This window comes from Streptomyces sp. NPDC029674 (genome assembly GCF_044903205.1).
Classification (GTDB): Bacteria; Actinomycetota; Actinomycetes; order Streptomycetales; family Streptomycetaceae; genus Streptomyces.
This window is the reverse complement of record NZ_JBJDPY010000003.1, coordinates 212,001-229,850: the sequence shown is the minus strand read 5'-3', so window position 1 is coordinate 229,850 and position 17,850 is coordinate 212,001. Positions and strand designations below refer to the sequence as shown.

The 17,850-nt window shown below is 72.6% G+C and carries 15 protein-coding genes; 10 read left to right on the top strand and 5 right to left on the bottom strand.

Annotated features, from left to right (window positions below; genetic code table 11):
- The first annotated feature begins 218 nt into the window (after nt 1-218).
- Together ACI2L3_RS08470 and ACI2L3_RS08465 are read left to right on the top strand one after the other, a co-directional pair.
- Entirely contained in the window at nt 219-479 is a 261-nt protein-coding gene (locus ACI2L3_RS08470; protein WP_404751542.1) for a DUF2530 domain-containing protein, read from the top strand.
- A 95-nt stretch (nt 480-574) separates the two neighbouring features.
- On the top strand, nt 575-2,977 hold the full coding sequence (locus ACI2L3_RS08465) for an HAD-IC family P-type ATPase (protein WP_404751541.1): 2,403 nt from the start codon (nt 575-577) through the stop codon (nt 2,975-2,977).
- A 27-nt stretch (nt 2,978-3,004) separates the two neighbouring features.
- On the opposite strand, the gene ACI2L3_RS08460 is transcribed toward ACI2L3_RS08465, so the two are convergent.
- From ACI2L3_RS08460 to ACI2L3_RS08450, 3 genes are all read right to left on the bottom strand, one after another.
- Nucleotides 3,005-3,844 carry a DUF5707 domain-containing protein gene (locus ACI2L3_RS08460; RefSeq protein ID WP_404751540.1) on the bottom strand — a complete coding sequence of 280 codons (840 nt, stop codon included), beginning with the start codon at nt 3,842-3,844 and terminating at the stop codon, nt 3,005-3,007.
- Between the two features lie 150 nt (nt 3,845-3,994).
- Nucleotides 3,995-7,168 carry a sacsin N-terminal ATP-binding-like domain-containing protein gene (locus tag ACI2L3_RS08455; RefSeq protein ID WP_404751539.1) on the bottom strand — a complete coding sequence of 1,058 codons (3,174 nt, stop codon included), beginning with the start codon at nt 7,166-7,168 and terminating at the stop codon, nt 3,995-3,997.
- 856 nt (nt 7,169-8,024) lie between these two features.
- On the bottom strand, nt 8,025-8,963 hold the full coding sequence (locus ACI2L3_RS08450; protein WP_404751538.1) for a DUF3027 domain-containing protein: 939 nt from the start codon (nt 8,961-8,963) through the stop codon (nt 8,025-8,027).
- A gap of 652 nt (nt 8,964-9,615) precedes the next feature.
- Between ACI2L3_RS08450 and ACI2L3_RS08445 the strand changes: the two genes are divergently transcribed.
- From ACI2L3_RS08445 to ACI2L3_RS08430, 4 genes are all read left to right on the top strand, one after another.
- On the top strand, nt 9,616-11,058 hold the full coding sequence (locus ACI2L3_RS08445; RefSeq protein ID WP_404751919.1) for an MFS transporter: 1,443 nt from the start codon (nt 9,616-9,618) through the stop codon (nt 11,056-11,058).
- Nucleotides 11,059-11,136: 78 nt separating this feature from the next.
- Complete coding sequence (locus tag ACI2L3_RS08440) at nt 11,137-11,646, top strand: DUF2771 domain-containing protein (protein WP_404751537.1); 510 nt, start codon at nt 11,137-11,139, stop codon at nt 11,644-11,646.
- Nucleotides 11,616-12,377 carry a futalosine hydrolase gene (locus ACI2L3_RS08435; RefSeq protein ID WP_404751536.1) on the top strand — a complete coding sequence of 254 codons (762 nt, stop codon included), beginning with the start codon at nt 11,616-11,618 and terminating at the stop codon, nt 12,375-12,377. Before ACI2L3_RS08440 ends, ACI2L3_RS08435 begins: the two co-directional genes overlap by 31 nt.
- A 70-nt stretch (nt 12,378-12,447) precedes the next feature.
- The gene (locus ACI2L3_RS08430) at nt 12,448-13,290 is read left to right on the top strand and encodes a 1,4-dihydroxy-6-naphthoate synthase (RefSeq protein ID WP_404751918.1); all 843 of its coding nucleotides are present in this window, start codon (nt 12,448-12,450) and stop codon (nt 13,288-13,290) included.
- Nucleotides 13,291-13,304: 14 nt separating this feature from the next.
- Here the strand turns inward: ACI2L3_RS08430 and ACI2L3_RS08425 are convergent, their stop codons facing one another.
- Nucleotides 13,305-13,688: a cold-shock protein gene (locus ACI2L3_RS08425; protein ID WP_362999596.1), complete on the bottom strand. Its 384-nt coding sequence runs from the start codon at nt 13,686-13,688 to the stop codon at nt 13,305-13,307.
- 189 nt (nt 13,689-13,877) lie between these two features.
- Here ACI2L3_RS08425 and ACI2L3_RS08420 point away from each other — a divergent pair, with 189 nt between their 5' ends.
- Nucleotides 13,878-14,129 (top strand): hypothetical protein, encoded by a 252-nt coding sequence (locus ACI2L3_RS08420; protein WP_404751535.1) that lies wholly within the window; start codon nt 13,878-13,880, stop codon nt 14,127-14,129.
- On the opposite strand, the gene ACI2L3_RS08415 is transcribed toward ACI2L3_RS08420, so the two are convergent.
- The gene (locus tag ACI2L3_RS08415; protein WP_404751534.1) at nt 14,122-14,751 is read right to left on the bottom strand and encodes an HAD family hydrolase; all 630 of its coding nucleotides are present in this window, start codon (nt 14,749-14,751) and stop codon (nt 14,122-14,124) included. The two genes, ACI2L3_RS08420 and ACI2L3_RS08415, sit on opposite strands and share 8 nt — an antisense overlap.
- A gap of 147 nt (nt 14,752-14,898) precedes the next feature.
- On the opposite strand from ACI2L3_RS08415, the gene ACI2L3_RS08410 reads away from it, so the two are divergent.
- Genes ACI2L3_RS08410 through ACI2L3_RS08400 form a run of 3 tightly spaced genes read left to right on the top strand, consistent with a single transcriptional unit; the run spans nt 14,899 to nt 17,848 of the window.
- Nucleotides 14,899-15,897 (top strand): FecCD family ABC transporter permease, encoded by a 999-nt coding sequence (locus ACI2L3_RS08410; protein WP_404751533.1) that lies wholly within the window; start codon nt 14,899-14,901, stop codon nt 15,895-15,897.
- A complete protein-coding gene (locus ACI2L3_RS08405) occupies nt 15,894-17,006 on the top strand; it encodes a FecCD family ABC transporter permease (protein ID WP_404751532.1) in 1,113 nt (370 codons plus the stop codon). The genes ACI2L3_RS08410 and ACI2L3_RS08405 overlap by 4 nt, the downstream gene beginning before the upstream one ends.
- Nucleotides 17,003-17,848 carry an ABC transporter ATP-binding protein gene (locus ACI2L3_RS08400; protein WP_404751531.1) on the top strand — a complete coding sequence of 282 codons (846 nt, stop codon included), beginning with the start codon at nt 17,003-17,005 and terminating at the stop codon, nt 17,846-17,848. Before ACI2L3_RS08405 ends, ACI2L3_RS08400 begins: the two co-directional genes overlap by 4 nt.
- Nucleotides 17,849-17,850: the final 2 nt, after the last annotated feature.

Below are 17,850 nucleotides of genomic sequence, written 5' to 3'. Positions count from 1 at the left end.
GGACCTCGTGGACTCAGAGACGGGGGGAAATCGGGAAGATCGTTGCGCGATGGCTTCTGATCGAATTGGCTTTTCATACGAAAGCAATCGGCCATTAACGAGCCGTTTCAGTATGAATACATGAGAGCGAAATCGCTATCTCCGCGCGTAGACCCTTGCGGGACAACGGGCGTACGGGACGTGCGCGGGCCGACGAGCGGGCCTCGTAAGGTGTACCCATGGCGAAGTGGACCCCTAAGCACGAGGCGCCGGAGCCCCTTGAGGGCCCCGTGGTCGCCACCATCACGGGCGGCACGATCCTCTGGTTCGTCCTCTTCCTGGTCCAGCTGCCGTTCTACGGCTGGTTCGACGACCGCGACGCGACGTGGTGGGTGTGGACCTGCCTGGCCGGCGCGGGCCTCGGCCTCATCGGCATCTGGTACGTACGGGGGCGCGACGCGGCGATCAAGCGCGCCGAGGCGGCACAGCCGCAGCAGTGACACGTACGACCACGGGACCGGTCACGTCCTACCCTGGTCGGATCTTTGGGGCATTCAAGGGGTGAAGCCCCAGTACCGCCCTTACCGTCGAATGCATGACGCATATCGACGCGGGCGCCGAGCTCGACCCGGTCCACCCGGTGCCGCCCCCCAAAGGGCGGGCCACCGGCCTGACCACCGCGGAGGTCGCCGAGCGGGTCGCCCGCGGCGAGGTCAACGACGTACCGGTACGCAGCTCCCGCTCCCTGGGCGAGATCATCCGGGCCAACGTCTTCACCCGCTTCAACGCCATCATCGGCGTGCTCTGGGTGATCATGCTCTTCGTGGCGCCGATCCAGGACAGCCTCTTCGGCTTCGTCATCGTCGCCAACACCGGCATCGGCATCATCCAGGAGTGGCGGGCCAAGAAGACCCTGGACTCGCTCGCCGTCATCGGCGAGGCGAAACCCACCGTCCGGCGCGACGGCAGGGCGGCGGAGATCTCCACCTCCGAGATCGTCCTCGGCGACGTGGTCGAGCTCGGCCCCGGCGACAAGATCCCGGTGGACGGCGAGGCCGTCGAGACCGACAGCCTGGAGGTCGACGAGTCGCTGCTCACCGGTGAGGCCGACCCCGTCGTCAAAAAACCCGGCGACAAGATGATGTCCGGCTCGTTCGTGGTCGCGGGCGGCGGCGCCTTCACCGCCACCAAGGTCGGCCGCGAGGCGTACGCCGCACAACTCGCCGAGGAGGCCTCCCGCTTCACGCTCGTCCACTCCGAGCTGCGCTCCGGCATCTCCACGATCCTCAAGTACGTGACGTGGCTGATGGTCCCCACCTCCATCGGCCTGGTGATCTCCCAGCTCGTCGTCAAGGACGACAACTTCAAGGAGTCCATCGCGTACACCGTCGGCGGGATCGTCCCCATGATCCCCGAGGGGCTCGTCCTCCTCACCTCCGTCGCCTTCGCGATCGGCGTGATCCGGCTCGGCCGCAAACAGTGCCTCGTCCAGGAGCTCCCCGCGATCGAGGGCCTCGCCCGCGTCGACACGGTCTGCCTCGACAAGACCGGCACCCTCACCGAGGGCGGCATGGACGTCACCGAGCTGCGCATGCTGAACGGCAGCGACGAGGCGTACGTCCGCAAGGTCCTCGGCGCCCTCGGCGAGTCCGACCCCCGGCCCAACGCCTCGCTCCAGGCCGTCATCGACGCCTACCCCGACAGCGAGGATTGGCGCTGCACCGAGTCGCTGCCCTTTTCCTCCGCCCGCAAGTACAGCGGCGCCTCCTTCAGCGAGGGCGACGGCACCGACTCGACCTGGCTGCTCGGCGCGCCCGACGTGCTGCTGCCCGACGGCGACGCGTCCCTCACCGAGGTCGAGGAGCTCAACCAGCAGGGCCTGCGCGTGCTTCTCCTCGCCCGTGCGAACGGCGCCCTCGACGACCCCGACGTCGCATCCGGGGCACGGGCCACCGCACTGGTCGTCCTCGAACAGCGCCTGCGCCCCGACGCCGCCGACACCCTGCGCTACTTCGAGGAGCAGGACGTCGCCGCCAAGGTCATCTCCGGCGACAACGCCGTCTCGGTGGGCGCGGTCGCCGGGAAGCTCGGCCTGCCCGGCGCGGAGAACACCGTGGACGCGCGCAAACTGCCCGCCGAGCGGGAAGAGATGGGCGAGGCCCTCGACGACAACTCCGTCTTCGGCCGCGTCACCCCGCAGCAGAAGCGCGACATGGTGGGCGCGCTTCAGTCACGCGGCCACACGGTCGCGATGACCGGCGACGGCGTCAACGACGTCCTGGCCCTCAAGGACGCCGACATCGGTGTGAGCATGGGCTCCGGCTCGGAGGCGACGCGGGCGGTCGCCCAGATCGTCCTGCTCAACAACAGCTTCGCGACGCTGCCGTCCGTCGTCGCCGAGGGCCGCCGCGTCATCGGCAACATCACGCGCGTCGCCACGCTGTTCCTGGTCAAGACCGTCTACTCGGTGATCATCGCGCTGCTCGTGGTCTGCTCGCAGGTCGAGTATCTCTTCCTGCCGCGCCACCTGACGCTGCTCTCCACCCTGACGATCGGCGTCCCCGCGTTCTTCCTCGCGCTCGCCCCCAACAAGGAGCGCGCGAAGCCGCACTTCGTCCGCAGGGTCATGCGGTACGCGATCCCCGGCGGCGTCATCGCGGGCGTCGCCACCTTCGCGACGTACCTGCTCGCCCGGCACCACTACGAGGGCGCGGGCGCGCGGGAAGCCGAGACCAGCGCGGCGACCCTGGCGCTGTTCCTGATCGCCATGTGGGTGCTCGCCATCATCGCCCGCCCCTACACGTGGTGGCGGATCGGCCTCATCGGCGCGATGGGTCTCGGCTTCCTGCTCGTCCTGACCGTGCCCTGGCTCCAGGACTTCTTCCAGCTGAAGCTGGTGGGCACGACGATGCCGTGGGCGGCGGTCGCGATCGCGGCGGTGGCCTCACTGGCTGTCGAGGTCGTCTACCGCGTGGTAGACCGCCGCTTCCCCGCCTGACGGCGGGCGGCCGCTACTCGGCGTCGACTACTGGACGTCGACGAAGTCGCTGGTCGACGTCACGGACGGGGTCGTGGACGTGCCCGCGAAGACGTAGCGGTAGTAGCCGTCGGCGGAGGCCGTCACCGTGGTCTTCAGGTTGCCCCTGGTGTCGGACTTGACCGTCTTGAGCGTCGTGTAGCTGGTGGCGCCCTTCTTCTTGTACTGCAGCTTCACGTCCTGCTTGGTGTAGCCGGCGTACTTCGAGGTCTCCCAGTTGGCCCGGGTCAGGGCGCCGGTGACCGTGAGGGTCTTGCCCTTCTTGATGGGCTCGGGGGAGGCGTTGGTGGTGAGCTTGGCGGCGCGCTTCACGGAGACGCTGGTCGGGTACGAGTCCTTGGAGACGTAGTCGCCGTCCTTGCCCTGCGCGATCGTCCAGACCTTCCACTTGCCGGCCAGGATGTTGCTGTAAATGTTCACGTTCGGGTCGGCGACGACCGTGACGGTGCAGGTCGAGGTGGTCGCGTCCACGGCCTTGCAGTCGCCGTTCTCGGCCTCGGGGACCATCGAGCCGTCGATGTGCTCTTCGTCGAAGGACGTGCCGTGCCACAGGAACGCGACGGCGTCCTCGATGCCGGACGGGTCCGTCGCGGTGACCGCGATCTTGACCGTCTTCTTGGCGGAGGTGCCGACGACGATGTCCTTGCCGCCGTTGACGGTGATCTTCGTGATCTTGGTGTCGCCCTCGACCTCGTCCGCCGGAGCCTTGGCGACGAAGGAGGAGAGGTTCGGAGCCTTCGGTGCGTCGTCGGCCTGGGCGGCCGGGACAGCGAGTGCGGACAGGGCCAGGGTGCCGGACAGTGCGGCCACGGTGGCACGGATGCGCATGTGTTTCCCCAGTTGGAGAAGGGGGCCCCGCGGTGCGTTGCCTTCACGCGGGGCCCGAGTGATCTAGGAGTCTGTTGACTCGCAAGATCAGACACGCGACCGGCACGAACGGTTGTACGACAAGTGAAGAAAATGTGACCGCGTGGGAAGTCAGTCGAACCAGCGGTCCCGAGCCAACTCCGCCGTGCGTGACGGATCTTCGAGGAGCGCCGCCACCTCGAAGCGCCGCGGCCACTGGCCCGCCGCCCAGGCGAGCCCCGCCGCCACGCCCTCCAACGTCGCCGCGTGCACGACGCCGTCCGGGGTGCGGCGCCAGTCCAGCTCCACGCCGCCCGCGACCAGTTCGTCGTACTCGACGTACGTCTGCGGGGTCGCGGAACCCAGCAGGGTCCGCACGGACTCGGGCACCTCGTGCTCGACGCCCTCCCCCACCGGCTCCACGGCCGCCGTCTCGCTCAGCCGCCGCACCTGGAACAGATCCGCCAGATCGCCCGCCTTGCGCGGCTCCACGGGCAGCAGCGCCACACCGCCCGCCAGCGGCAGCAGATCGGGCGCGTCGGCGACCACCGCGTCCGCCGCGTCGACCACCACGACATCGCCGTCCACCACCGCGCGCAGCTCGTCCGGGAGCGTCACCTGCTCCGGGTCGAGGTCGGCCAGCGCCCCGTACAGGGCGTGCAGTTGGGCGGCCGAAACGGGACGCTCCGGGTCCGCGAGCCGGTCGAGCAGCTCGGCCGCGCCGCCCGGCTCCTCCAGGAGGGCGGCCACGGACGTCCGTACGCCCAGCGCCCGCAGCACCTGCTCGTCACCGAACCCGGACGCGTCCGCCGCGTCGTAGAGCCCGACCAGAAGCGGATCGCCGCCCTCCGCCCGCAGTCCCGCGGGCCGGCGGCCGTCGAGGACCGGGTGGCCGCGCAGCCACCACGCCGTGTACGAACGGACCGTCTCCGTCGTGCCGTCCGGCAGCAGCACCCGCAGCGGCTGCGTCAGCGCGTCCCGCAGCGGCGGGCGCGACAGCATCGCCAGCGCCTGCGGCCAGCAGTCGTCGTCGACCAGGTCGAGATCCCGTACGGCGACGATCTCCGTGGCCACCGGCGGCACCGGAGTGTCCGGCAGCCGGTCGAGGACGTCCTCGCACCACACGTCCACGGCGTCCAGCAGACCCGCGTCGTCCGGCTCGGCGAAGTCGCCCTCGCGCGGCTCCAGTTCGTCGGGGTCGAGGACGACATCGGTGGCGCGTACGAGGGCGAACGTGGCCAGCACGCCACAGGCCGCGAGCGGCTGCTCGCCCCAGCGCTCGGCCAGCTCCTCGTCCGCCAGCGCCAGTTCGTCCTCCCGCATGACCTGCGCGAAAGGACTGCCCGGCAGGACCAGCTCACCCGCCGGCGAGAGCTCACCGTCCTCGTCGGGCAGCGCGAGGGCGGCCAGCCACGGCTCGTCGCCCGGCGCGAGGTTCGCGTCCCGTACGAGCGCGAGCACGACGTCCGCCAGCTCCTCGGCGTCCAGCGCGTCCTCGTCCCACGTGTCGTCGTCGAGGGACGCCGCCACGGCGGCCCGGACCTGCGGCGTCGTCAGGACGGCGCGCGGCGTCGCGGGCAGCGCGCCGAGCTTCTCCAGGAGGGGGTGGACGGCGTCCGGGTGGGCGACCTTCAGGCCGAGGCGGGCCAGGGACGCCGGATCGCGCTCGTCGCCGGAGGCGGGCAGCAGAACGTGCCGGGGCCCGATCGTCGTACGTCCTCCCCCAGAGCCGAAAGCCTGGGAGGTGCCCCCAGCGAGCGGCACCGGCAGCCCGGACAGCCGGTCCGGGTCGACCCCCGCCAACGTCTCGTACAGCCGCCGCCACCAGCCCGGCTCCCGTTCCAGACCCGCGAGCCGGTCGATCGCCTCGGTCAGCGGAACACGCGCGACCCCGAGCGTGCGCAGCTCCGCGCGGCGTTCAAGGCCCGCGGGCAGCAGGCTCGGCAGCACCTCGGCGAGCACCCGGACGGTATCGGCGCCGGCGCCCTCCACGACCTCCGCGTCCCGCGGCCGCAGGGCCTCCGGCAGCTCGTCCTCGTCCTCCTCGGCGCGGGGCAGCGCCGGCGGCAGGAAGGCGGTGCGGGGCAGCCGGTCCAGGATGCCCTGCCGCAGCGCGCCGTCCAGCTCGCTCCTGCCGAGCGGCCCCGGCACGAGGGAGATGATCTCCTCCGTGACCGGCCGCCAGTCGGCAAGCAGCTCCACGTACGCCTCCGCGGCCCGCTCCACCAGGAAGTCGGTCAGCGGCCCCGGCGCCGCGTGCCGCCGCTCGGTGTCCAGCGGGAACGACGCGAGGAGCAGCGCCGGTACGCCCAACGGCTCGTCGCTCGGCGTCGGCGCGTGCACGACGGGGGTGGTGCGGGGCCGCTCCGGAGCGCCCTCGCGCCCCACCGGCACCGCCCACGTGACGGACCAGTACGGGCGCAGCCGCTCCTCGACCGGCCGGTCCTTCAGGAGTGCGGCGTCGAGCGGCCCCTGCCGGCTGACGGTACGCCAGCGGGTGGTGCCGTCCCGGCTGTCCTCGATCACGGTGTACGGGGCCTCGGCGCGGCGGCGCAGCGTGCGGGTCGTCCCGTCCGGCGTCTCGACGCTCACCTCCTCCAGGCCCGGCAGGGCGAGGAGCAGCGCGTCGTCGACCCCGTCGAGCAGCCGCGCCACGAGGTCCTCCGCGGCGGCGTCGCGCAGCGGCAGGATGACGACCGTGTCGTAGCCGGCGGGGGCGGTGCCCTCGGCGGCGAACGGCAGCCGGAGCAGCGGGACGTGACCGTCCCGCCGCCGTACCTCGTCCCCGAGCCCCGGGCTGAACCTCGCCGTCTCGGCGGCGAGCTCCCGCGCCTCCGTCAGCGACCAGCGGACACCGCCGGTACGGCCGACGACGGCGGGCTCGTCGCTGACGGCGAGCACGGCGGCGAAGCCGACGCCGAAGCGGCCGATGCTGGCCGCGGGGCCGGCTGTGTTTGCGGGGCCCGCACCGGTTTCCCGCTTCGCGGAGGCGCGGAGGGTGGAGAGGGACTCCACTCCGGCGGCGTCGAGCGGCGCGCCGGTGTTCGCCGCGGCGAGGACCCCGCCGCGCAACGTCAACGCCAGCCGGCCCGGCATGCCCGCGCGGGCGGCCGCGTCCGAGGCGTTCTGGGCGAGCTCCACGACGAGCCGGTCACGGTAGCCGCCGAGGGCGAGGTCCTCCTCGGCGTTCGCGTCCTCACGGAAACGGGCCGGCGCCGCCGCCCACGCGTCGAGGACTCCGCGGCGGAGCCTGGCGGTGCCAAAAGGATCATTGCCCTCGGCCGCCGGCCGCACGGTCTTGCTCACGGTCGACTGTCTCCTCTTGTGGTGTCTTTCGGCGTGTGCGTGTCTTCGGCGCGTGCGTGTGTCGTTCCGCGCGTGCGTGCGTGCCTTGGCGTCCCTTTTGGTTCTCGGCACCGGACCTGCGGGTGGTGCTTGGCCTGCGGGCGAACGGTACCGCGTCTCGCCGGGGGCGTCGGGGGATGGAGTGGGGCGGCCCCCATGAGGTGCCGCCTCTCCGCCGCACCGCACCGCACCCGCAGGGTGGCGCATTGCGCCGCTGCGCGGCGGGGGCCGGCTTTCCTCACCCAGGAGGCAGGGGGTTCCTTTCGCCGCTTCGCGGCGAGCTTCCCCACCCACCCACCCGTTTGCCCCGCACCGCAACGTGCAGGTATTGCGCCGCTCCGCGGCGGAGGTGGCCGGGTTCCACGCAGTCCGTGAGACGGACGCCTCCTTCGCCGCTCCGCGCCGAGTCCCCCACCCACCCGCCCGTTCACCCCGCACCGCAGCGTGGGCGCAGTGCGCCGCTTCGCGGCGGGGTGGTCAGGCTTCGCGCGGTCCGTGAGGCGAACGCCTTCTTCGTGCCACCTACCCACCCGTTTACCCCGCACCGCAACGTGGGCGCAGTGCGCCGCTTCGCGGCGAAGGTGGCCGGGTTCCACGCGGTCCGCGCGGCGGACGCCTTCTTCGCCGCTCCGCGGCGGGTCCCCGCCCGGCAGGGCGTCCTACCCGGTACCCCCACCCCGGGGGGTGATGAAAGGGCGGGTGGGTGGGGAGAACGCCGCGAAGCGGCGACGCGGGGGAAGCAGGTTCAGGGGGACTGGTGGACCGCCCCGGGCGAGGCGGGTGACGCCCACGCCTCACCCGCCCACCGCTGCCGGAACTACGAGTGGCCGAGGTCCTCCCCAGGCCCCTCCCCGCTCACCGAACCGGAATCCGCCGCGGGCCGCAGCGGCAGTACGTCCACCCGGGTCTCGTCCAGGACCGGCGGCGCCGGCCGCGGCGGCTTCGGCATGACCGCGGCCTCCGAGTGACCCCCGCACCCGTACGACAGGGACACGACGTGCCCGTCCGCGGGCCCGAACTCATTGCCGCAGATACCGAACGCCTGCCCGAGCGAGCCACCGATCCGCACCAGGAACCCGCAACTGACGCACGCCGCGGGCGCCGCCTGCGCCATCGGGGTCTTCGCCCCGTACGCCTCGTCCCAGCGGTCCGCGGCGACGTGCAGCCCGTAACGGGACAGCACCCGCGCCCGCCGCATGCCCAGCTCGTCCGCGACCGCCGCGATGGAACCCCGCGCGGGCGCCACCGGCAGCTCCGCCGGTGACACCGGCGTGACGTCGGCGTCCTCCGCCTCGACGAGCTCGGCCATCTCCTCCGACACCGCGGAGTTCGGCGGCGGCTCCTCCTCGCCCGTGTAACCCGGCTCCAGACGCAGGTCCTCCGCGTCCGTCGGCAGCAGGTCGCCCGGACCCATGTCGCCCGGCCGCAGCCGCTCGCTCCACGGCACCCACTCGGGGGCGAGGAGCGCGTCCGGGCCCGGGAGCAGCACCGTCTCGTCGAGGGTGACGACCTTCGCCCGCGAGGCACGGGCCACCGTCACGGCCCACCGCCAGCCGCGGTAGCCGAATTCCTTGCACTCGAAGAGGTGCGTGACGACCCGGTCGCCCTCGACGACGACCTCGACATGCTCGCCGACCACACCGGGCGCGGCGGCCTCCTCGGCCGCGGCGCGCGCCAGGCCGACCGCTTCGGCGCACAGGCGGTCCGGGGTACGCGGGGTGCGCGGGGTACGGCTTCGCGTTGTCGCTGCGCTCACAAGTATCGCTTCTCTCCTACGCCGTCTCACGAGTGCGCCACCCTTACGCGGGGGTACGGACGGAGCGGACCAGAGGGCCGCGTCAACGTCCGCGCCCGACGTTCTCGGGCGCACCTACGTCACCCATTCTGCGGGATGACCGAGAGGCGCGCGGCCAAGAACAACCGCCGCAGGCGCGCTACGCACGCTACCTTCTCCTGGCCCCTGGGCCTACACCGACGTACGCCCCCGCGCCCCGAGCCACCCCTCCCGCACTCCTCCGCCCCCTCCCGCACACCCCCTCATCCCCCCGCACGTCCACACCCCGCGCCGCCGCTCCGCGGCGTTTTCCCCACCCACCCGCCCTTCCATCACCGCCGGGGACGGGCGGGTGGGCACACGCCGCGAAGCGGCAGAGAACGCCCACCCCCGACCGGCGAAAGCCCGGCCACCACCCCGCCACAAAGCAGCGCAGCACCCCCACGCAACGGCGCGGGGCAAACGGGCGGGTGGGTGGGCACCCGCCGCGAAGCGGCGGAGAAACGGCTGCCCCGGGCGGGGGAAGCCCGACAACTGGCCCCGCCCCGGGGAGGGCCGCCACGGCTTGCGGGGCGGATTCGCACTAGTAGTGGCCCCGAGGGGGCACTATGACGGGGTGGCCCCCACCAGGTCGATGTCCGTAGGAACCGTCTCGCCGGGACCGGCGAGACGGACCGCCCGCGCGCTGGGCCGCGCCCTCCACCTGCCCTTCACCGGCACAGCCCGAGGCATCCGCAAGGCCACCCACGCCCACGGAGCGGGCGAATCGGGGCTCGGGAAGCTGATCGAGCTGCACGCGGTGAACGGCGCCGGTGACGTCATGATCACCGTCGCCCTCGCCTCCACCGTCTTCTTCTCGGTGCCGACGGACGAGGCCCGCGGCCGCGTCGCGCTCTACCTCGCCATCACGATGGCACCGTTCACGCTCCTCGCCCCCGTCATCGGCCCGCTCCTCGACCGGCTCCCGCACGGCCGCCGCGCCGCGATGGCGGGCGCGATGCTGGCGCGGGCCCTGCTCGCGCTGGTCCTGTCGGGCGCGGTGGTGACCGGCAGCGTGGAGCTGTACCCGGCCGCGCTCGGCGTGCTGGTCGCGTCGAAGGCGTACGGGGTGGTCAGAAGCGCTGTCGTGCCGCGCCTCCTGCCACCGGGGTTCTCGCTGGTCAAGGCCAATTCCCGGGTCACACTCGGCGGTCTGCTCGCCACTGCCGTCGCCGCGCCCGCCGGCGCGGGGCTGCAGGCGATCGGGCCGCGCTGGCCGCTGTACGGGGCCTTCGTGATCTTCGTATCCGGGATGTTCCTGTCGTTCTCGCTGCCGCACAAGGTCGACTCGTCGAAGGGCGAGAGCAAGGCCCTGCTGGCGGCCGACGAGGAGCACCTGCACCTCCACCTGCACTCCCATGCCAGAGCCACCTCAAAAGCCGATGCCGGTGCCGGTGCCGGTGCCGATTCCGACGCCGACACCTTTCGCAAGCGGCGCCTCGGCCTGCGTACCGTCGGGCCCGCCGTCACCCACGCCCTCGCGGCGAACGCGTCGCTGCGCTGTCTGTCCGGCTTCCTCATCTTCTTCCTGGCGTTCCTGCTGCGGGAGCACCCGCTCGCGGGGCAGAGCGCGGCGGTGTCGCTCGGCATAGTGGGTGTGTCGGCGGGCGCGGGCAACGCGCTGGGTACGGCCGTCGGCGCCTGGCTGAAGGCGCGGGCGCCGGAGGTCATCATCGTGACGGTCGTGGCGGTGGTGCTGGGCGTGGCGGTGACGTCCGCGCTGTTCTTCGGGGCGGTGGGCGTCGCCTGTCTCGGCGCCTGCGCGGGCTTCGCGCAGGCGCTGTCGAAGCTGTCCCTGGACGCGCTGATCCAGCGGGACGTCCCGGAGCAGGTCCGCACCTCCGCGTTCGCCCGTTCCGAGACGCTGCTCCAGGTGGCGTGGGTGGCCGGGGGCGCCGTGGGCATCGCCCTGCCGCTGATCGGCACGCTCGGCCTCTCGGTGGCGGCCGGGATAGTCGCGGTGGGCTGGCTGTCGACCGTGCGCGGCCTCCTCGCCTCCTCCCGGCGCGGCGGCCCCCGCAAAGCCCGCGTGGTCTGACCTCGGACCGGGGGGCGGCACGGCACGCCGTGACCCCCACGTAGCGGCACCCCCCGACGCGCCCGATAGCCTTCGGCCATGACCTCCCTGCTCCGCGGCGGAGCCGCGAATGTGAACAGCGCGGTGCGCCGCCGCCGCACCGCGGCCGCCCTTGGCGCCGTCTCCGCCGGACTCCTCGCTCTCTCGGCCTGCGACAAGCCGACGCCGCTGGCCACCGTGACGGTCGGCAGCGACTCCGTGCACACGGAAGCCTCCTGCTACAACGACGGCAATGAGCTCGAGGAGTCCCAGATCAAGTCCTGCCTCCAGGACAAGGACGTCAAGTCCGTGAAGATCGACCCGGACGAGAAGGTCCGCTTCGGCGTCGACCCGGAGATGGCCGAAAAGGGCTGGACCCTGCTGATGAACGGTCAGCCGCTGACCGAGGCCAGCAAGAAGACGTACGTCGTCATCCCCGGCAGCGTCTTCTTCAACCAGCAGTACGGCGGTGGCGGCAACAAGTCGACCGTCAGCCTCCTCGAGGGCGGCAAGGGCTCCGAGACGAAGGCCACGGGCCTGTGGTCGTTCAAGTTCGAGAAGGACTCCTGACCACGTACGCCGAAGACACCGCACCCCCCGCGGGCCGCGTCCTCGTCGCCACCGCCGTCCCCGCCGAACGGGACGCGGTGGCCCGGGCGCTGACCGAGGGCCCCGACGCCGGCCATGCCGCCCATGCCGCCCACATCGACGTCCTCGCCGTCGGCGTGGGCCCGGCCGCCGCCGCGGCCGGCACGGCGACCGCACTCGCCCGCGCCGCCGCCACCGGCCGGCCCTACGGCCTCGTCGTCTCGGCGGGCATCGGCGGCGGCTTCCCGCCCCACGCGCCCGTCGGCTCCCTCGTCGTCGCCGACGAGATCACCGTCGCCGACCTGGGCGCCGAGACCCCCGACGGTTTCGCGCCGGTCACCGAACTGGGCTTCGGCGCCGTCACGCACCGGCCGCCCGCTGCCCTCGTACGGGAGGTGGCGGACGCCTGCGGTGCCGCGACCGGCACCGTCCTCACCGTCTCCACCGTGACCGGCTCCGCCGAGCGCGCCGCCGAGCTGCGGCTGCGTCATCCGCGCGCCCTCGCGGAGGCGATGGAGGGGTTCGGCGTCGCCGAGGCGGCCGCCCTGCACGGGCTGCCCGTCCTGGAGATCCGCGCGGTCTCCAATCCCGTCGGCCCGCGCGACCGCGCCGCCTGGCGGATCGGTGACGCGCTGGCCGCGCTGACCGAGGCGTTCGGGAAGTTCGCGCCGGTCCTGAGGAGTTGGAATCCACATGGCAACACACACACCTGAGCAGCCCGAGCAGACCGAGCAGCCCCAGCCGCGTGAGCAGCGGGACGCGGTCCCCGACCGGCCGCTGCGCATCGCCTACTCGCCCTGCCCCAACGACACCTTCGTCTTCGACGCCTGGGCGCACGGCCGGGTGCCGGGCGCGCCCCGCCTCGACGTCACGTTCGCGGACATCGACATCACGAACGGCATCGCGGAGCGCGGCGCCGCGGCGTCCGATCTGGACGTCATGAAGGTGTCGTACGCCGTCCTGCCGTACGTCCTGGACGAGTACGCGCTACTGCCCTGCGGCGGCGCCCTCGGCCGCGGCTGCGGGCCGCTCGTGCTGACCCGGGAGCCGGGCGTCGACCTGACCGGCAAGACGGTCGCCGTGCCCAGCGAGAAGTCGACGGCGTATCTGCTGTTCCGGCTGTGGGCGGCGGACACCCTCACCGACGGGGGCGTCGGCGAGATCGTCGTGCTGCCCTTCGACCAGATCATGCCCGCGGTGCGCGACGGCAAGGTCGACGCGGGCCTGGTCATCCACGAGGCGCGCTTCACGTACCAGAACTACGGCCTGCACCGCCTCGCCGACATGGGCGAGCACTGGGAGGCCACGACGGGCCTGCCGATCCCGCTGGGCGCGATCATCGCGAAGCGGAGCCTCGGCACCCAGGCGCTGCGGCGGATCGCCGAGGCCGCCCGCACCTCGGTCCGGATGGCCTGGGACGACCCGGAGGCCTCCCGTCCGTACGTACTGGAGCACGCCCAGGAGATGGACCCGGCGGTGGCTGACCAGCACATCGGGCTGTACGTCAACGAGTTCACGGCCGACCTCGGCGAGAGCGGGTACGCGGCGGTCCGCGGCCTGCTGACGCGCGCCGCGGCCGAGGGACTCGTACCGCCCCTCGGCCCGGACGCTCTGTCGTTCCCCTAGGCCGTCTACGCGGTCTACACGTCCAGCTGGTCGGCGACCGCCCGCAGCAGCCCCGCGATCTTCGCGCCGGACGCCTTGTCGGGGTAGCGGCCCTTCTCGAGCATCGGTGTGATGTTCTCGAGGAGGGTCGTCAGGTCCTGGACGATCGACGCCAGTTCGTCGGGCTTGCGGCGCTGCGCGGCCGCGACCGACGGGGTCGGGTCGAGGATGACGACGGAAAGAGCCTGGTCACCGCGTTGTCCCGCGACCACGCCGAATTCCACGCGCTGGCCGGGCTTGAGTGTGTCGACGCCGGCGGGCAGTACTGAGGAATGCACGAAGACGTCGCCGCCGTCGTCGCGGGAGAGAAAGCCGAAGCCCTTCTCGCTGTTGAACCACTTGACCTTGCCGGTAGGCACGTGAAGTCCTCGTCCTCGTACTCGTCGCTCGACTGTGCCGGGTCCGCCCGTCCGGAACGGCGGGCGAAAACGGCTCTGGATAGCACTACAGCGGGTCGCTCGACCCGCCAGGACCAAGACTATTGGTCCGGGGGCCGGTGACAAGACGTCCCCGGATTCTTCCTACGCGCTGGGAACTACCCTGGTCGGGTGCGTGACAAAACCCAAGCGAATTCCGCCGGACCGGGCGATGGAATGGTCCGGACCGGAGCAATCGTCTTCTTCGTCGGAGCCGTGGCCACACTGGTCACGGTGGCCCCGCTCTTCCTCGGCACCGATCCCTTTCCGCCGATCGCTTACGCGGTCTGCATGCTGATGGGCGCCGGGTTCCTCATCGCGGCGGCCGGGGTGCTGCGCGGCATCGCCTTCCAGCGGCGTCAGGCCAGGTCCGGCCTCAACTGACGGCGCCCCGGGCCGCGTACACGTCGAGCCAGCCGGGGAACTCCGTCAGCGAGCCGAGGACGACGTCCGCGCCCGCCGCGCGCAGTTCCGCCGCGTCGCACGGTCCGGTCGCCACCGCGACGGAGAGCGCGCCCGCCGTACGCGCGCCGCGTACGTCGCCGGTGTGGTCGCCGACGTACACCGCCGCGTCGTGCTCGCGCAGCGCCACCGCCTTCGCCTCCGCCCACAGCCAGCCGATGACGGCGTCGGCCTCGATGCCGAGGTGCGTGAGGTGCAGCTTCGCGTTCGGCTCGTGCTTGGCGGTCACCACGATCGCGCGGCCGCCGTGCGCCCGCACCGCGGCGACGGCCTCTCGGGCGCCGGGCATCGCGAGCGTCGGCTCGATGGCGTGTGTGGTGTAGATCTCGCGGTAGAGGTCCGCCGTCTCCTGGATCTCCTCCTCGGGGAACCAGTTCCGCAGCTCGTGCTCCAGCGGCGGGCCGAGCCGGGTGACCGCGAGGTCGGCGTCGACGTACGTCCCCGTCGCCGCGGAGAGCGCCTGATAGGCGGCCTTGATGCCGGGCCGGGAGTCGATCAGGGTCATGTCGAGGTCGAAGCCGACGGTGAGCGTGTGTGACGTCATGGACCCATTCTGCGACCCATTCCGCCGACGGCGGCGGCACCGCCCGCACATACACTTAGCCCACCCTTACCGCTCCCCCGGCCGCCCTTCTCAGCCCCTCCCCGAACCTCGCCGTCCCCCTCGACACCCGTGAAACGAGCTCAGCCGATGCGTGTGCCCGTCGGACGCGCCGCCGTGATGACGGCGGCCGTCGTGGCCCTGCTGCTCGCCGTCCTGTTCAGCCTCGCCGTCGGTGCCCGCGCCATCGCGCCGTCCGCCGTCCTCGACGCGCTGCTGCACGGCGGGAACAGCGACTCCGCCGGGGTGATCCGCGAGATGCGGGTGCCCCGCACCGTGATCGGCGTCCTCGTCGGCGCCTCGCTCGCGCTTGCCGGCACCGTCCTGCAGGGCATGACCCGCAACCCGATCGCCGACCCCGGCATCCTCGGCATCAGCCAGGGCGCCTCGGTGGGCGTCGTCCTCGCCATCGCCTACGCCGGGGTCCACACCCTCACCGGTTACGTCTGGTGGGCATTCGCCGGCGCCGGCCTCGCGTCGGTCGCCGTCTACGCCATCGCGGCGGGCGGCCGGGGCGGCGCCACCCCCGTGAAGCTCGCCCTCGGCGGCGCCGCGATCAACGCGCTGCTCGTCTCCGTGACGACCGCGATCCTCACCACCAAGGCCTCCGCGCTCGACGAGTTCCGGTTCTGGCAGGTCGGTTCGCTCTCCGGCCGCGACGCGGAGATCGTCGGCCAGATCTGGCCGTTCCTGCTCGTGGGCCTGGTGCTCGTCCTCGCGGTCGCGCGCGGCCTCGACGCGCTCGCGCTCGGCGAGGACGTGGCGAAGGGGCTCGGCCAGAACGTCGCGACGGTACGGATCGTCGGCGGGCTCGGCGCGACGCTCCTCACCGGCGCGGGTGTGGCCGCCGCCGGGCCCATCGCCTTCATCGGCCTCGCCGTGCCGCACATCGCCCGCGCGCTCATCGGCAGCGACCACCGCTGGGTGCTGCCGCTGGCCGCCGTCCTCGGGCCCGTGATGCTGCTGGTCTCCGACACGGTCGGGCGGATCGTCTTCCCGCCCAGCGAGGTGCCCGCCGGTGTGATGACCGCGCTGATCGGGGTGCCGTTCCTGGTGACGCTCGTACGACGGAAGACGGTGGCGGCATGAGCGCCGGTACGAGCGCCGGTACGGGCGCCGGTACGAGTGTCGCGCCTCGCCCCCGCCCCCGCGTCCGGCCCGCCGGTTACGCCGTCCTCCGCGTGCGCAAGGCCGCCTTCCTCGTCCACCGCCGGGCCGCCGTGGTCGCGGCCGCGCTCGCCCTGCTGCTCGCCGCGAGCTGCCTCGCGTACCTCTGCGTCGGCGAGTCCTTCGTCCGGCCCGCCGAGGCCCTGAAGGTCGTCTTCGGACGGCCCTCCCCGGACGAGCTGGTCGTGGGCACGCTGCGCGAACCCCGCCTGGTGGTGGGCCTGCTGGTCGGCGCCGCGTTCGGCGTGGCCGGGGCGCTCATCCAGACCGTCGCCCGCAACCCCCTCGCCAGCCCCGACATCATCGGCATCAGCCAGGGCGCGAGCGCGCTGACGGTCGGCGCGATGACCTTCGGCATCACCTCGTACACCGTCCTGCCCTACCTGTCCGTGCTCGGCGGGATCGCCGCGGCCGCCCTCGTCTACGCCTTCGCGTGGCGCGGCGGCCTGCACGCCACCCGCTTCGTCCTGATCGGCATCGGCTTCGCCATCGCCCTGCGCTCGGTGACGACGCTCTTCATGACGAAGGGCGACTACCTCGTCGCCCAGCAGGCGCAGATCTGGATGACGGGCTCCCTCAACGGCCGCGGCTGGGCCGAGGCGAACCCGCTCGGCCTGACCCTGCTCGCCCTGCTCCCGTTCATCCTCTGGGCGGCCCGCGCCCAGCGCGCGGTCACCATGGACGACGACACGGCGACGGCCCTCGGGACGCGCCTGGGCCACGTACGCCTCGGGCTCGTCCTGCTCGGCGTCGTCCTCGCCTCGGTGGCGACCGGCGCCGCGGGCCCCGTCGACTTCGTGGCGCTCCTCGCCCCGCAGATCGCCCGCCGCCTGACCCGCACCGCGCAGATCCCGCTGCTCTGCTCGGCGCTGCTCGGCGCGCTCATCATGGTCGTCGCCGACCTGCTGGCCCGCCGTCTCTTCTCGCCCACGGAGCTGCCGGTGGGCGTCCTCACGGCGGCCGTCGGAGCCCCGTACCTGATCTGGCTCATCGTCCGCAGCCGTACCGTCCGCAATGGAGGCACGTCGTGACCCGCCTTTCGGCCCGCGAGCTGACCCTCGCCTACGAGGACCACACGGTCGTCGAAGGCCTCGACCTCGTGATACCCGACGGCAAGGTCACGGTGATCGTCGGACCCAACGCCTGCGGCAAGTCCACGACGCTGCGCGCCCTCGGCCGCCTCCTCAAGCCGAGGAGCGGCGCCGTGCTCCTCGACGGCGAGTCCCTCGCCAGACTGCCCACCAAGAAGATCGCCCAGCAGATCGGGCTGCTCCCGCAGACGCCCGTCGCGCCCGAGGCGATCACCGTCGCCGACCTCGTCGCGCGCGGCCGCCAGCCCCACCAGCACTGGTGGCAGCAGTGGTCCGACGACGACGAGAAGGCGGTGACGGAGGCGATGGAACGTACCGACGTCGCCGCGCTCGCCGAACGCTCCGTCGACGAACTCTCCGGCGGCCAGCGCCAGCGCGTCTGGATAGCGATGGCCATCGCCCAGGACACGGACATCCTCCTCCTGGACGAGCCCACCACCTACCTCGACATCTCCCACCAGGTCGAAGTCCTCGACCTCGTACGCCAGTTGGCCGCGCCCACCCAGGACGGCGACCGGGGCCGCACCGTCGCCGTCGTCCTGCACGACCTCAACCAGGCCGCGCGCTACGCCGACCACCTCGTCGCCATGAAGAAGGGCGAGGTCGTCGCCGAGGGAGCCCCCTCGGACATCGTCACCGAGGAACTCGTGCGCCAGGTCTTCGGCCTGGAGTGCGTGGTGGTGCCGGACCCGGTGACCGGCTCTCCCCTGGTCGTCCCCGGAGCGCCGTGGACCGCGCCCGCACCCGATCCCGCAAGCACCCCGTCCCCCGCCCCCGCCTGAAA

Bases quoted from the DNA above. Each gene is read 5' to 3' on its own strand.
- ACI2L3_RS08470 (WP_404751542.1), top strand. From the start codon at position 219: ATGGCGAAGTGGACCCCTAAGCACGAGGCGCCGGAGCCCCTTGAGGGC.
- ACI2L3_RS08465 (WP_404751541.1), top strand. From the start codon at position 575: ATGACGCATATCGACGCGGGCGCCGAGCTCGACCCGGTCCACCCGGTG.
- ACI2L3_RS08460 (WP_404751540.1), bottom strand. From the start codon at position 3,844: ATGCGCATCCGTGCCACCGTGGCCGCACTGTCCGGCACCCTGGCCCTG.
- ACI2L3_RS08445 (WP_404751919.1), top strand. From the start codon at position 9,616: ATGTCCGTAGGAACCGTCTCGCCGGGACCGGCGAGACGGACCGCCCGC.
- ACI2L3_RS08440 (WP_404751537.1), top strand. From the start codon at position 11,137: ATGACCTCCCTGCTCCGCGGCGGAGCCGCGAATGTGAACAGCGCGGTG.
- ACI2L3_RS08415 (WP_404751534.1), bottom strand. From the start codon at position 14,751: ATGACGTCACACACGCTCACCGTCGGCTTCGACCTCGACATGACCCTG.
- ACI2L3_RS08410 (WP_404751533.1), top strand. From the start codon at position 14,899: ATGCGTGTGCCCGTCGGACGCGCCGCCGTGATGACGGCGGCCGTCGTG.
- ACI2L3_RS08405 (WP_404751532.1), top strand. From the start codon at position 15,894: ATGAGCGCCGGTACGAGCGCCGGTACGGGCGCCGGTACGAGTGTCGCG.